Genomic DNA, 13,680 nt, shown 5'->3' with positions numbered 1-13,680 from the left:
GCCCTGCGCCGTGCGGCGGGTGAAGGGGCGGCGACGGATGCGTGTCCGTGGCGCGGTGGCGGTGCGGCCCGGTGTAGAACGGGGGAGTGACGGCAGTGTCGGATTCAACTAAGTCAGATAACCAGACAGCGGCGGTGACGCTGGACAAGGCCGACCTGGAGAACTTCCCGGTCGCCCCCGGCTCCCTGCCCGCCGCCTGGCGCGGCGACCTGATGGCGGTCTACGGCTTCGCCCGCCTGGTCGACGACGCGGGCGACGGCGACCTCGCCGACCCGGCCGCCGTCGCCCGACTGCTGGACGTCCCGGGCGCGCCCGGCGACGAGGGCTTCCGGCTCGCCCTGCTGGACGGCCTGGAGCGCGACCTCGACCGGGTCTTCGCCACCGCCCTCGGCGACGACCCGGCCCCGCACGGCACCGTCCTGGGCACCGACCCCGGCGAGCCCCGGCACCCGCTGCTGCGCCGCCTCGTCCCGCTGGTCGAACGGCACGCCGTCACCCCCGAGCCGTTCCGCCGGCTGATCGAGGCCAACCGGGTGGACCAGACCACCGCCCGCTACGCCACCTACGCGGACCTGCGCCGCTACTGCACCCTGTCCGCCGACCCGGTCGGCCGCCTGGTGCTCGCCCTGGCCGGCCGCGCCACCCCGGAGCGGGTCGAACTGTCCGACGCGATCTGCACCGCGCTGCAGGTCGTCGAGCACCTCCAGGACGTCGCCGAGGACCTCGGACGCGGCCGGATCTACCTCCCCCAGGAGGACCTCGCCGCCTTCGGCGTCACCGAGGACGACCTCGCCGCCCCCGCCGCCACCCGCGGCGTGCGCCAGCTGATCGCCTGGGAGGCGAGCCGGGCCCGGACCCTGCTCGACCGCGGCGCGCCGCTGGTGGGTACGGTTCACGGGAGGCTCCGACTGCTGCTGGCGGGATTCACCGCCGGCGGGTACGCGGCCCTGGACGCCATCGAGGCGGCCGGGTTCGACGTGCTCGCGCACCGGGCGAAGCCCGACAAGCGCCGCCTGGCCGGCCGGGCGGCGGCACTCTTCGCGAAGGGAAGGTGAGCGCCCGCGTGGGGGCATCACCACTGGCGTCCGCGCCGGTCATGGCGGCCTACCGGTACTGCGAGGCGGTCACCGCCCTGCAGGCCCGCAACTTCAGCTACGGGATCCGGCTGCTGCCCGAGGCCAAGCGGCTGGCGATGTCGGCGCTGTACGCGCTGGCCCGCCGGGTCGACGACATCGGCGACGGCGAACTGCCCGCCGAGCAGAAGGCCGAGGCGCTGGCCCGCACCCGCGTCCTGCTGGACGAGGTCCGGGCGGGCGCGGTGGGCGAGGACGACACCGACCCGATCAAGGTCGCCCTGGCGGACGCGGCCCGCCGCTTCCCGATCCCGCTCGGCGGCTTCGACGAACTGGTCGACGGCGTCGAGATGGATCTCAAGGGCGTCGAGTACGCCACCTTCGAGGACCTCAAGGTCTACTGCCGCTGCGTGGCCGGCTCGATCGGCCGGCTCTCGCTCGGCGTCTACGGCTGCGAGGACCGGGAGCGCGGCGCCGAGTACGCCGACACCCTGGGCCTGGCCCTGCAGCTCACCAACATCCTGCGCGACCTGCGCGAGGACGCCCTGAACGGCCGCACCTACCTGCCCACCGAGGACCTGGTCCGGTTCGGCTGCCAGCAGGGCTTCGCACTGCCCGCCCTCCCGGCCGGGGCCGACTTCACCGGCCTGGTCGCCTTCGAGGCCGAACGCGCCCAGCGCGCCTTCGAGGAGGGCCTGCGGCTGCTGCCGATGCTCGACCGCCGCAGCCGCGCCGCCACCGCCGCGATGGCCGGCATCTACCACCGCCTGCTCGGCCGGATCGCCGCCGACCCGCGCGCGGTGCTCCGCGGCCGGGTCTCCCTGCCGGGCTGGGAGAAGGCGTACGTGGCACTGTCCGGGCTCGCCGGAGGGCGTTCTTGATTCTCGCGCCAGTTCTGTCACGCTGTGTCAACGGGGAATCACGACGCACGCGCACGTTGTTGTGCCCACCGTCCACCGCGGCCCGGGAGGATCGATGAGCACGCCGACAGCGCAGCGCGGGCGCACCGCCGTGGTCGTCGGCGGCGGCCTGGCCGGCATCACCGCCGCCCTCCGCCTGGCCGACGCGGGCGTGCGCACCACCCTGCTGGAGGCCCGCCCCCGGCTCGGCGGCCTGGCCTTCTCCTTCAAGCGCGGCGAACTGACCGTCGACAACGGCCAGCACGTCTACCTGCGCTGCTGCACCGCCTACCGCGGCCTGGTCGACCGGCTCGGCGCGAACGGCCTGGTCGGCCTGCAGCCCCGGCTGGACGTGCCGGTGCTCTCGGTCGCCCCCGACGGCACCCGCAGCCTCGGCCGGCTGCGCCGCGCCGACCTGCCCGTCCCGCTGCACCTGGCCGGCTCCCTCGCCACCTACCGGCACCTGTCCCCGGCCGACCGGCTGCGGGTGGTGCGCGGCGCGCTCGCCCTGCAGAAGCTCGACCTCGCCGACCCGGCGCTGGACGACCTCTCCTTCGGCGACTGGCTGCGCCGGCACGGCCAGACCCCGGCCACCGTGGCCGCCGTCTGGGACCTGGTCGGCGTGGCCACCCTGAACGCCACCGCCGACCGCACCTCGATGGCGCTGGCCGCGATGGTCTTCAAGACCGGCCTGCTCTCCGAGGCCGGCGCCGCCGACATCGGCACGGCGGACGTCCCGCTCGGCGAGATCCACCACGACCGGGCGGTGGCCGAGCTGGAGCGGGCCGGCGTCCGGATCCGGCTGCGCACCCGGGCCGCCGAGCTGAAGGCCGCCGAGCAGAACGCCGTCCGGCTGGAGGGCGGCGAGCTGCTCACCGCCGACACCGTGGTGCTGGCCGGCGCCCAGGACACCGCGGCCGCCCTGCTGCCGCCCGGCGCGATCCCGGCCCAGCACCGGCTGACCGAGCTCGGCACCGCCCCGATCCTCAACGTGCACGCGGTCTACGACCGGCGGCTGGTCCGCCGCCCGTTCTTCGCGGCGCTCGGCTCCCCGGTGCAGTTCGTCTTCGACCGCACCCGGCACTCCGGCCTGGACGTCCCCGGCGCCCAGTACCTGGCCGTCTCGCAGTCCGCCGTCGAGGACGAGATCGACCTGCCGGTCGCCGAGCTGCGCGCCCGCTACCTGCCGGAGCTGGAGCGCCTGCTGCCCGCCGCGCGCGGCGCCCGGGTGCTGGACTTCTTCGTCACCCGGGAGCGCACCGCGACCTTCGACCCGGCGCCCGGCACGGCCCGGCTGCGCCCCGGCGCACGCACCGGGGTGCCCGGCGTCCTGCTCGCAGGGGCCTGGACGGCCACCGGCTGGCCAGCGACCATGGAGGGTGCGGTCCGCAGCGGCCACGCCGCGGCCGACGCCGCCCTGGCCGGCCACGGCCGGCTCCCGGTCGACCGGGGGGACGGTCGGTGGCCCCGATGACGCCGAGCCCCCTCCCCCCGACCACTGACACCGCACCCGTCCGGCCGCCCGCCGCGGCCGGCCGGACGTACCGAGAGGGAACGCACGTGGAGGCACGCACCGGCTCGACGGTCGAGGACACCCCGACCGTCCTCGACTTGCTGGCGCGCGGACGCACGCTCTGCACGCCGCCGATGCGCGCGGCCGTCGCCCGTTTGGCGGCACCGATGGACACCGTCGCCGCCTACCACTTCGGCTGGATCGACCGGGACGGCAAGCCCGCCGCGGGCGACGGCGGCAAGGCCGTGCGCCCGGCGCTGGCCCTGCTGTCGGCCGAAGCGGTGGGCGCGGACGCGCAGGTGGGCGTACCCGGCGGCGTGTCGGTCGAGCTGGTGCACAATTTCTCCCTCCTCCATGATGACCTGATGGACGGTGACGAGACGCGCAGGCACCGGGCCACCGCCTGGACGGTGTTCGGTCCGGCGCAGGCCGTGCTGGTCGGCGACGCGCTGGCCACCCTCGGCACCGAGGTCCTGCTGGACGCCGCGGTGACCGGCGGGGCCGACCCGGCCGACGCCGCCCGCGCCGTCCGGCTGATCACCACCGCCACCCGGCGGCTGATCGACGGCCAGGCGCTGGACGTCTCCTTCGAGCAGCGCGACGCGGTGACCGTCGAGGAGTGCCTGGCCATGGAGGGCGGCAAGACCGGAGCCCTGCTGGCGGCCTCGGCGGCGATCGGCGCGGTGCTGGCCGGCGCCGACGACCGGGTGTCCGACGCGCTCCAGCGGTACGGCCACCACCTGGGCCTGGCGTTCCAGGCGGTGGACGACCTGCTGGGCATCTGGGGCGCCACCGAGGTGACCGGAAAGCCGCACTGGAGCGACCTCCAGTCGCGGAAGAAGTCGCTGCCGGTGTGCGCCGCGCTGGCCGAGGGGGGCGCCGCCTCCCGCGAGCTGGCCGCACAGCTGGCCGACCCGGCCGGCCGCGGCGAGGAGAGCGAGCAGGTGCTCGCCGCCCGCGCCGCGCTGATCGAGCGGGCCGGCGGCCGGGCCTGGACGCAGGAAGAGGCCCGCCGCCAGTACGACACCGCCCTCGCCGCCCTCGGCGAGGTGCCCATGGCCGACGAGGTGCGCGAGCACTTCGTCGCACTCGCCGAATTCGTGGTGGTCAGAGAGAGGTGACGTAAGAGTGACAGCAACCGCGGGTGGAAGGCTCGGACCCCAAACCTCAGTTGCAGTAGCACGATCTGACGATTCCTCACCAGTGGCGGCGCTCAGCCGCGCCACCGCACACCTGCTGTCACTCCAGCACGCCGACGGCTGGTGGAAGGGCGATCTGGAGACCAACGTCACCATGGACGCCGAAGACCTGCTGCTCAGGGAGTTCCTGGGCATCCGCACCGAGGAGCAGACCCGGGCCAGCGCGGCCTGGATCCGCTCCCGGCAGCGGGAGGACGGCACCTGGGCCACCTTCCACGGCGGCCCGCCCGAACTCTCCACCACCGTCGAGGCGTACGTGGCCCTCCGGCTCGCCGGGGACGCCGCGGACGCCCCGCACATGCGGGCCGCCGCCGCCTTCGTCCGCGAGCGCGGCGGCATCGCCGCCAGCCGGGTCTTCACCCGGATCTGGCTCGCCCTGTTCGGCTGGTGGCCCTGGGAGAAGCTCCCCGAGCTGCCCCCCGAGGTGCTGTTCCTGCCAAGCTGGGCGCCGCTGAACATCTACTCCTTCGGCCAGTGGGCCCGGCAGACGATCGTCCCGCTCACCGTGGTCTCCGCGCACCGCCCGGTCCGCCCCGCCCCGTTCGGCCTCACCGAACTGCACACCGACCCGGCGAACCCCCACCCCGAGCGGCCGCTCGCCCCCGCGCACAGCTGGGACGGCCTCTTCCAGCGGCTCGACCAGCTGATGCACCGCTACCACCGGCACGCCATCAAGCCGGTGCGCCGGCTGGCCCTGCGGCAGGCCGCCGCCTGGATCGTCGAACGCCAGGAGGCCGACGGCTGCTGGGGCGGCATCCAGCCGCCCGCCGTCTACTCGCTGATCGCGCTGCGGCTGCTCGGCTACCGGCTCGACCACCCGGTGATGAAGGCCGGCCTCGCCGCCTTCGACTCCTTCACCGTGCACACCGAGGACGGCAAGCGCTGGATGGAAGCCTGCCAGTCCCCGGTCTGGGACACCTGCCTGGCCGCCATCGCGCTGCGCGACGCCGGACTGCCCGGCGACCACCCCGCCCTGGTCCGGGCCGGCAGCTGGATGCTCGGCGAGGAGGTCACCACCCGCGGCGACTGGGCCGTCAAGCGCCCCCGGCTGGCCCCCGGCGGCTGGGCCTTCGAGTTCCAGAACGACACCTACCCGGACGTGGACGACACCGCCGAGGTGGTCCTCGCACTGCGCCGGATCGACCACCCCGACACCGCCGGGCTGGCCGGCGCCGTCGAGCGGGCCGTCGACTGGAACCTCGGCATGCAGTCCAAGGACGGCGCCTGGGGCGCCTTCGACGCCGACAACACCAGCAAGCTCCCCAACAAGCTCCCGTTCTGCGACTTCGGCGAGGTCATCGACCCGCCCTCGGCGGACGTCACCGCGCACGTGGTGGAGATGCTCGCCGAGACCGGCCGCGCCCGCGACCCGCGCACCCGGCGCGGCGTCGCCTGGCTGCTGCGCCACCAGGAGGCCGACGGCTCCTGGTTCGGCCGCTGGGGCACCAACTACATCTACGGCACCGGCTCGGTGGTGCCCGCGCTGATCGCCGCCGGGCTCACCCCCGGCCACCCCGCCGTCCGGCGCGCCGTCGCCTGGCTGACCGGCCGGCAGAACCCGGACGGCGGCTGGGGCGAGGACATGCGCTCCTACGAGGACCCGGCCACCTGGGCCGGCCGCGGCGAGTCCACCGCCTCGCAGACCGCCTGGGCGCTGATGGCGCTGCTCGCGGCCGGCGAGCGCGACTCCGAGGCGGTCGAGCGCGGCGTCGGCTGGCTCACCGCCACCCAGCGCCCGGACGGGACGTGGGACGAACCCCAGTTCACCGGCACCGGCTTCCCCTGGGACTTCTCCATCAACTACCACCTGTACCGGCTGGTCTTCCCGGTCACCGCGCTCGGCCGCTACGTGCACGGCACCCCGCTCGGCCGGGGCGGTGCCAAGTGAGCGGGCCGCTGCTGGTGCTGTGCGCGCTCGGGCCGGAGGCATGGGCGCTGCGCGGCGGCGACTGGTCCGGCGCGGCCGGCGGCCCCCCGGTGCTGGCCCGCACCGGGATGGGCCGCCGGGCCGCCGGGCGCCGGGCCGCCGCGCTGCTCGACGCGGGCGGCTACGGCGCGCTGCTGGTCGCCGGGTTCGGCGCCGCGCTCGGACCGGGCGTGCGCCCCGGCGAGGTGATCGTCGCCGACCGGGTCACCGACGCCGAGGGCGGCGACCACCCGCTGGCCTCCGGGCCCGCGCTGGCCACCGCGCTGGAGGAGGCCGGCCTGCGGGTCCACCTCGGCACCCACCGCACCGCCGACCGCGTGGTGCGCGGCGCCGAACGGGCCCGGCTGCACCAGGCGGGCGCGCTCGCCGTGGACATGGAGGCCGCCGCCGTGCTGGCCGCCCGCGCCGAACACGCCCCCGACCTGCCCGCGGCCGTGCTGCGGGTGGTCGTCGACACCCCCGAACGGGAACTGGTCCGCCCCGGCACCCTGCCGGCCGGGGTGCGCGCCTGGCGGTCCCTGCGCGCCGCCGTCCCGGCCCTCACCGCGTGGCACCGGCAGACCGTCGCCGCGCCCGCCCAGCCGACGAACCCACAGCCCTCGACGCTCCCCCAGGAGGCGAGCTAAGCCATGGCCATGCCGCTGCGTCAGACCGTCCGCGTGTCCACCTACCTCATGCAGCAGAAGATCAGGGGACGGAAGAAGTTCCCGCTCATCGTCGAGCTGGAGCCGCTGTTCGCCTGCAACCTCAAGTGCGAGGGCTGCGGGAAGATCCAGCACCCGGCGGGCGTCCTCAAGCAGCGGATGCCGGTCGCCCAGGCGGTCGGCGCGGTCCTGGAGTGCGGAGCCCCGATGGTCTCCATCGCCGGCGGCGAGCCGCTGATGCACCCGCAGATCGACGAGATCGTCCGCCAGCTGGTGGAGCGCCGCAAGTACGTCTTCCTGTGCACCAACGCCCTGCTGCTGCGCAAGAAGCTCGACAGGTTCACCCCTTCGCCGTACTTCACCTTCGCCGTCCACATCGACGGCCTGGAGGAGCGGCACGACGCCTCGGTGGCCAAGGAGGGGACGTTCGCGGAGGCCGTCGAGGCGATCAAGGAGGCCAAGCGGCGGGGCTTCCGGGTCACCACCAACTCGACCTTCTTCAACACCGACACCGCGCAGACCGTGGTCGAGGTGCTGGACTTCCTCAACGACGACCTCAAGGTCGACGAGATGATGATCTCCCCGGCCTACGCGTACGAGAAGGCCCCCGACCAGGAGCACTTCCTCGGCGTCGAACAGACCCGCGAGCTGTTCCGCAAGGCGTTCGCCGGCGGCAACCGGCGGCGCTGGCGGCTCAACCACAGCCCGCTCTTCCTGGACTTCCTGGAGGGCAAGGTCGACTTCGAGTGCACCGCCTGGGGCATCCCCAACTACTCGCTGTTCGGCTGGCAGCGCCCCTGCTACCTGATGTCCGACGGCTACGTCCCCACCTACCGCGAGCTGATCGAGAAGACCGACTGGGACAAGTACGGCCGCGGCCGCGACCCGCGCTGCGACAACTGCATGGCGCACTGCGGGTACGAACCGACCGCCGTGCTGGCCACCATGGGCTCGCTCAAGGAGTCGATCCGGGCCGCCCGCGAGACCCTCGCCTCGCCCAAGGCCCGCTGACCGCGGGTCAGGGCCCGGCGCGGGCGGCCCACGCCGACAGGCGACCGCGCCCGCCGGGCCGCAGGCTGGACACCTACGCACATCGAACCGGCCGTGAGGGGTACGCCATGCCACTGCTGAGCCAGATCACCGGGCCCGCCGACCTCCGACGCCTGCACCCCGAGCAACTGCCGCTGCTCGCCGACGAGATCCGCGACTTCCTGATCGACGCCGTCACCCGCACCGGCGGCCACCTCGGCCCCAACCTCGGCGTGGTCGAGCTCAGCATCGCCCTGCACCGGGTCTTCGACTCCCCGCACGACCGCGTCCTGTGGGACACCGGCCACCAGAGCTACGTCCACAAGCTGCTGACCGGGCGGCAGGACTTCAGCCGGCTGCGCGCCAAGGACGGGCTCTCCGGCTACCCCTCGCGGGCCGAGTCCGAGCACGACCTGATCGAGAACTCGCACGCCTCCACCGCGCTCGGCTACGCCGACGGCATCGCCAAGGCCAACCAGCTGCTCGGCGTCGACCGCTGCACCGTCGCCGTGATCGGCGACGGCGCGCTCACCGGCGGCATGGCCTGGGAGGCGCTCAACAACATCGCCGAGGCCGAGGACCGCCCGCTGGTCATCGTCGTCAACGACAACGAGCGCTCCTACTCGCCCACCATCGGCGGCCTGGCCCACCACCTCGCCACCCTGCGCACCACCCGCGGCTACGAGCGCTTCCTCGCCTGGGGCAAGGACGCCCTGCAGCGCACCCCCGTGGTCGGCCCGCCGCTGTTCGACGCGCTGCACGGCGCCAAGAAGGGCTTCAAGGACGCCTTCGCCCCGCAGGGCATGTTCGAGGACCTCGGCCTGAAGTACCTCGGCCCGATCGACGGCCACGACATCGCCGCCGTCGAACAGGCGCTGCGCCAGGCCCGGCACTTCGGCGGGCCGGTCATCGTGCACTGCCTGACCGTCAAGGGCCGCGGCTACCGGCCCGCCGAGCAGGACGAGGCCGACCGCTTCCACGCGGTGGGCCCGATCGACCCGTACACCTGCCTGCCGGTCTCCCCGGCCGCGGGCGCCTCCTGGACGTCCGTGTTCAGCCAGGAGATGCTCGCCCTCGGCGCCGAGCGCCCCGACCTGGTCGCCGTCACCGCCGCGATGCTGCACCCGGTCGGGCTCGGCCCGTTCGCCGCCGCGCACCCCGGGCGCACCTACGACGTCGGGATCGCCGAGCAGCACGCCGTGGCCTCCGCCGCGGGCCTGGCCACCGGGGGGCTGCACCCGGTCGTCGCGGTGTACGCGACCTTCCTGAACCGGGCCTTCGACCAGGTCCTGATGGACGTCGCGCTGCACCGGCTCGGCGTCACCTTCGTGCTCGACCGGGCCGGCGTCACCGGCAACGACGGGGCCTCGCACAACGGCATGTGGGACATGTCGGTCCTGCAGGTCGTCCCCGGGCTGCGGCTGGCCGCCCCGCGCGACGCCGACCGGCTGCGCGAGCAGCTCCGGGAGGCCGTCGCCGTCGAGGACGCCCCCACCGTGGTGCGCTTCCCCAAGGGCGACCTCGGCCCCGAGGTCCCGGCGATCGAGCGGATCGGCGGCGTCGACGTGCTGGCCCGCACCGGGCCCAGCCCCGACGTGCTGCTGGTCGCCGTCGGCCCGATGGCCCCCGCCTGCCTGGACGCCGCCGCGCTGCTGGCCGCCGACGGGATCACCGCCACCGTGGTCGACCCGCGCTGGGTCAAGCCCGTCGACCCCGCGCTGGTCGCGCTGGCCGCCGCGCACCGGATGGTGGTCACCGTCGAGGACAACGGGCGGGCCGGCGGCGTCGGCGCGGCCGTCGCCCAGGCCATGCGGGACGCCGAGGTGGACACCCCGCTGCGCGACCTGGGCATCCCGCAGGAGTTCCTGGCGCACGCCTCGCGCGGCGAGATCCTCGAGGAGATCGGGCTCACCGGCACCGGCGTCGCCGCCCAGACCGCCGCCTACGCCCGCCGCCTGCTGCCCGGCACGCGGAGCGGCGCCCAGGAGTACCGGCCCCGGGTGCCGCGCAAGTAGCCACCGATCGGAGAGAACCAGCGTGACCCAGGCCGAACCGCTCGACCTCGCCGCCCTGCTCGACGCCCGGGGCGGCGAGCGCTACGAGCTGCACGCCCGCTACCTCAACCCGCAGCTGCCCCGGATGCTGCACACCATCGGCTTCGACCGGTACTACGAACGCGCCAAGGGCCCGTACTTCTACGACGCCGAGGGCAACGAGTACCTCGACATGCTCGCCGGGTTCGGCATCTTCGCGCTCGGCCGGCACCACCCCGCCGTCCGGTCCGCGATCGAGCAGGTGATGGAGCTGGAGACGGCCGACCTGACCCGCTTCGACTGCTCCCCGCTGCCCGGCCTGCTCGCCGAGCAGCTGATCGCCCTGGCCCCCGGGCTGGACCGGGTGTTCTTCGGCAACAGCGGCACCGAGGCGGTCGAGACGGCGCTCAAGTTCGCCCGGTACGCCACCGGCAGGCGCCGCGTCCTGTACTGCGACCACGCCTTCCACGGCCTCACCGCCGGCTCGCTCTCGGTCAACGGCGAGGGCGGCTTCCGCAAGGGCTTCGACCCGCTGCTGCCCGACACCGCGATCCCGCTCGGCGACCTGGACGCGCTGAGGAAGGAGCTGAAGAAGGGCGACGTGGCGGCGCTGATCGTCGAGCCGGTCCAGGGCAAGGGCGTGCTCGCCCCGCCGCCCGGCTGGCTGGCCGCAGCCCAGGAGCTGCTGCACGCCCACAAGGCGCTGCTGATCTGCGACGAGGTGCAGACCGGCGTCGGCCGCACCGGCACCTTCTTCGCCTACCAGGCCGAGGAGGGCGTCCGCCCCGACCTGGTGTGCGCCGCCAAGGCGCTCTCCGGCGGGTACGTGCCGATCGGGGCGACCCTCGGCAAGTCGTGGATCTTCGAGAAGGTGTACTCCTCGATGGACCGCGTCCTGGTGCACTCCGCCAGCTTCGGCTCCAACGCCCAGGCGATGGCCGCCGGACTGGCCACCCTGCACGTGATGCGGCAGGAGGGCGTGGTGGAGAACGCCGCGAAGGTCGGCGAGCTGTTCCGGGCCCGGCTGGCCGCGCTGACCGAGCGGTACGAGCTGCTCGCCGAGGTGCGCGGGCGCGGACTGATGATCGGCATCGAGTTCGGCCGCCCCAAGTCGCTCAAGCTGCGCACCGGCTGGACGGCGCTGCAGGCCGCCCGCAAGGGCCTGTTCGCGCAGATGGTGGTCGTCCCGCTGCTCCAGCGGCACCGGATCCTCACCCAGGTCTCCGGCGACCACCTCGAGGTGATCAAGCTGATCCCGCCGCTGATCGTCACCGAGCGGGAGGTCGACCGCTTCCTGGACGCCTTCACCGAGGTGATGGACGATGCCCACCGCGGCAGCGGCCTGATGTGGGACTTCGGGCGCACCCTGGTCAAGCAGGCGGTCGGCTCGCGCTGAGCCCCGCCTACAGCTCGGTGCGGCGGCGGCGCACCACCACCCACAGGTCCGCCGCCGCCACCAGGGTCAGCACCCCGCAGCCCACCGCGAACACGGTCAGCGTCCCGCTGCTCGGCGCGCCGTGCGCCGGGGCCAGCGCGGCCCACACCGCGAAGCCCGCCGTGCACAGCGCGAAGAACGGCAGGAACAGCACCGACAGCAGGAACCGCAGCTTCAGGTCACTGCGCGCGGTGGCCGGTTCCGTCCCGCTCAGCCACACCTTCGGCGTTCTGGCGCGCCGCATACGCAACCGCCTCCCTCGTACCCTTTCCAGCCTAGGACTGTTCGGGCGACGGGGAGGCGGGGCGATGGACGACCGGTTGGACGACTATCCGGGGCTGCGGGTGGAACCGGCCCGGACACTGGCCGCCGAGCGGGGCTGGCGCACCGTGCGGGTGCTGGAACCGGAGGCGCTGCTGACCATGGAGTACCGCTCCGACCGGCTCAACCTGACGGTGCGGGACGGCACCGTGGAGCGCGCCTGGGCGGGCTGAGCGCTGGCCGGCAGCGGGCCGGCCGGGGCCGGCCAGGCCGGGCGGGGCGCCGCCGGGCGCGGCCGGGGCGCGGTGGCCGGGCGGGCGAAGTGGCCCTCCCGGTGCCAGGCCGCCAGCACCCGGCGGTCCAGTGCGGCGACGGCCGGCTCGGCCAGCGGCAGCGAGAGCAGCACCAGCGCGCCCGCCGCCCAGCCCGCGAACACGTCCGAGATCCAGTGGGTGCCCAGGTAGACGGTGGTCAGCCCGATCGAGGCCGCGGTGAGCGCCGCCAGCACCGAGCCGGTCCGCCGCCAGCGGGTCGCCAGGTACGCCAGCACGCCCCAGGTGACCACCGCGTTCGCGGTGTGCCCGGAGGGGAAGATGCTGCCGCCGGAGAACAGCTCGGGCGAGCCCACGTAGTGCGCGTAGTGCGGGCCCAGCCGGCCGGTCAGGATCTTCACCCCGCCGACCGTGACGTTCAGCAGCAGCAGCGCCATGCCCATCACCAGCAGCGGCCGGGCCGAGTGCGACCGGTAGCAGCGCCAGCCCAGCCACAGGCAGGCCGCGATCGCGGTCGGGCCGCGCTGCCCGGCGATCACCCAGATGTCCAGGTAGGGCAGCGCCCCGGGCCACTGCTTGTAGGGCCGCAGCTGCTGCAGCGACCAGTCCAGGTCGACCAGCGGGGAGTCGTACAGGATGGCCAGCACCACCGCCAGGTAGAGCAGCCCGACCAGGCCGAAGAGCAGGGCGTGCCGCCGGCTGATCGACGGGAATGCGGATTCTGACACTCCGGTTGGAGATTCCTGACCGGAACGGACCGGAACGGTGCGTGGTGCGGTCGATATCTGCTGATCGGGGGATTCGGGATCGGCTGGCACGGCTTCGACATTACCGGTCGGCCGCGGGGCGGCCGGGCTATTCGCGGGTTCTGTCACCCGGTGGTGACGTGTCGTACCCCGTTTCTCCATAGCGGCAGTTCAGGACGCGCGTAGCGGGGCGGGAAAGGGGGCGGGGGGTGGGCGAAATCACGCTCTCCGGGCGGCCCGGAAGACTGCATTCGGGTGGTTTCTCCAATTGCCCGGAGGGTAGTGCGAGAACGAATGAGCGGCCGATTTCCCGTGACCCAGGTCACTTCCGGGCCGTCTGCGGGGAAATCGGCCGCCGCTTCGGACGGGCGCCGCCCGGCTCAGGGCAGCAGTCGTTCGACGGCCGCCGCGCCCTGCTCCTCCAGGTCCTTCCTGGCCTTCTCGACCAGCTCCGGGGTGGGGGTGCGCCCCGAGGCCATCACCAGGTCCTCGGGGTCGACGGGGCTCTCCGCTCCGGTGTGCAGCAGGTTGTCCGGGGTCGGCATGGACTCGCTGTCCGTGGAATCGGTCATGAAGATCCTCCGTGGGTGGAGCGTCGGCGGGCCCGGGCGGTCCCTCCGACGGGGCGCGCCCGCCGCCGGGGTCCGGC

Annotated in this window: 12 protein-coding genes; 9 read left to right on the top strand and 3 right to left on the bottom strand. The window is 74.3% G+C overall.

Translation table 11 applies throughout. From position 1 onward, the window contains the following. The first annotated feature begins 134 nt into the window (after positions 1-134). The 9 genes from hpnC (at position 135) to ACFUEL_RS21425 (ending at position 11,713) form a co-directional block, all read left to right on the top strand. A complete protein-coding gene (gene hpnC, locus ACFUEL_RS21465; protein ID WP_380238069.1) occupies positions 135-1,055 on the top strand; it encodes a squalene synthase HpnC in 921 nt (306 codons plus the stop codon). A gap of 41 nt (positions 1,056-1,096) precedes the next feature. Then, positions 1,097-1,954 (top strand): presqualene diphosphate synthase HpnD, encoded by an 858-nt coding sequence (gene hpnD, locus ACFUEL_RS21460; RefSeq protein ID WP_380238071.1) that lies wholly within the window; start codon positions 1,097-1,099, stop codon positions 1,952-1,954. 94 nt (positions 1,955-2,048) lie between these two features. Continuing rightward, positions 2,049-3,446 (top strand): hydroxysqualene dehydroxylase HpnE, encoded by a 1,398-nt coding sequence (gene hpnE, locus ACFUEL_RS21455; RefSeq protein WP_380238067.1) that lies wholly within the window; start codon positions 2,049-2,051, stop codon positions 3,444-3,446. An 86-nt stretch (positions 3,447-3,532) separates the two neighbouring features. Beyond that, complete coding sequence (locus ACFUEL_RS21450; protein WP_380238065.1) at positions 3,533-4,606, top strand: polyprenyl synthetase family protein; 1,074 nt, start codon at positions 3,533-3,535, stop codon at positions 4,604-4,606. An 82-nt stretch (positions 4,607-4,688) separates the two neighbouring features. After that, positions 4,689-6,572, top strand: a complete 1,884-nt coding sequence (gene shc, locus ACFUEL_RS21445; RefSeq protein ID WP_380238063.1) for a squalene--hopene cyclase — start codon at positions 4,689-4,691, stop codon at positions 6,570-6,572. After that, positions 6,569-7,237, top strand: coding sequence for a 1-hydroxy-2-methyl-2-butenyl 4-diphosphate reductase (locus tag ACFUEL_RS21440; protein ID WP_380238061.1), 669 nt, complete (start codon positions 6,569-6,571; stop codon positions 7,235-7,237). The genes shc and ACFUEL_RS21440 overlap by 4 nt, the downstream gene beginning before the upstream one ends. Positions 7,238-7,240: 3 nt before the next feature. Beyond that, on the top strand, positions 7,241-8,266 hold the full coding sequence (hpnH, locus tag ACFUEL_RS21435; protein ID WP_380238060.1) for an adenosyl-hopene transferase HpnH: 1,026 nt from the start codon (positions 7,241-7,243) through the stop codon (positions 8,264-8,266). A 107-nt stretch (positions 8,267-8,373) separates the two neighbouring features. After that, on the top strand, positions 8,374-10,299 hold the full coding sequence (dxs, locus tag ACFUEL_RS21430) for a 1-deoxy-D-xylulose-5-phosphate synthase (protein ID WP_380238058.1): 1,926 nt from the start codon (positions 8,374-8,376) through the stop codon (positions 10,297-10,299). A 22-nt stretch (positions 10,300-10,321) separates the two neighbouring features. Beyond that, positions 10,322-11,713, top strand: a complete 1,392-nt coding sequence (locus ACFUEL_RS21425) for an aspartate aminotransferase family protein (RefSeq protein ID WP_380238056.1) — start codon at positions 10,322-10,324, stop codon at positions 11,711-11,713. A 7-nt stretch (positions 11,714-11,720) separates the two neighbouring features. On the opposite strand, the gene ACFUEL_RS21420 is transcribed toward ACFUEL_RS21425, so the two are convergent. The 3 genes from ACFUEL_RS21420 to ACFUEL_RS21410 form a co-directional block, all read right to left on the bottom strand. Then, positions 11,721-11,996, bottom strand: coding sequence for a DUF6343 family protein (locus ACFUEL_RS21420; protein ID WP_380238055.1), 276 nt, complete (start codon positions 11,994-11,996; stop codon positions 11,721-11,723). 84 nt (positions 11,997-12,080) lie between these two features. Further along, positions 12,081-13,013, bottom strand: a complete 933-nt coding sequence (locus ACFUEL_RS21415; RefSeq protein ID WP_380238054.1) for a phosphatase PAP2 family protein — start codon at positions 13,011-13,013, stop codon at positions 12,081-12,083. A 398-nt stretch (positions 13,014-13,411) separates the two neighbouring features. Beyond that, complete coding sequence (locus ACFUEL_RS21410; RefSeq protein WP_380238052.1) at positions 13,412-13,603, bottom strand: hypothetical protein; 192 nt, start codon at positions 13,601-13,603, stop codon at positions 13,412-13,414. Positions 13,604-13,680: the final 77 nt, after the last annotated feature.

It is taken from the genome of Kitasatospora sp. NPDC057198, assembly GCF_042670125.1.
Taxonomy (GTDB): Bacteria; Actinomycetota; Actinomycetes; order Streptomycetales; family Streptomycetaceae; genus Kitasatospora.
The sequence above is the reverse complement of the archived record's forward strand: the minus strand, read 5'-3'. Positions and strand labels throughout refer to the sequence as shown.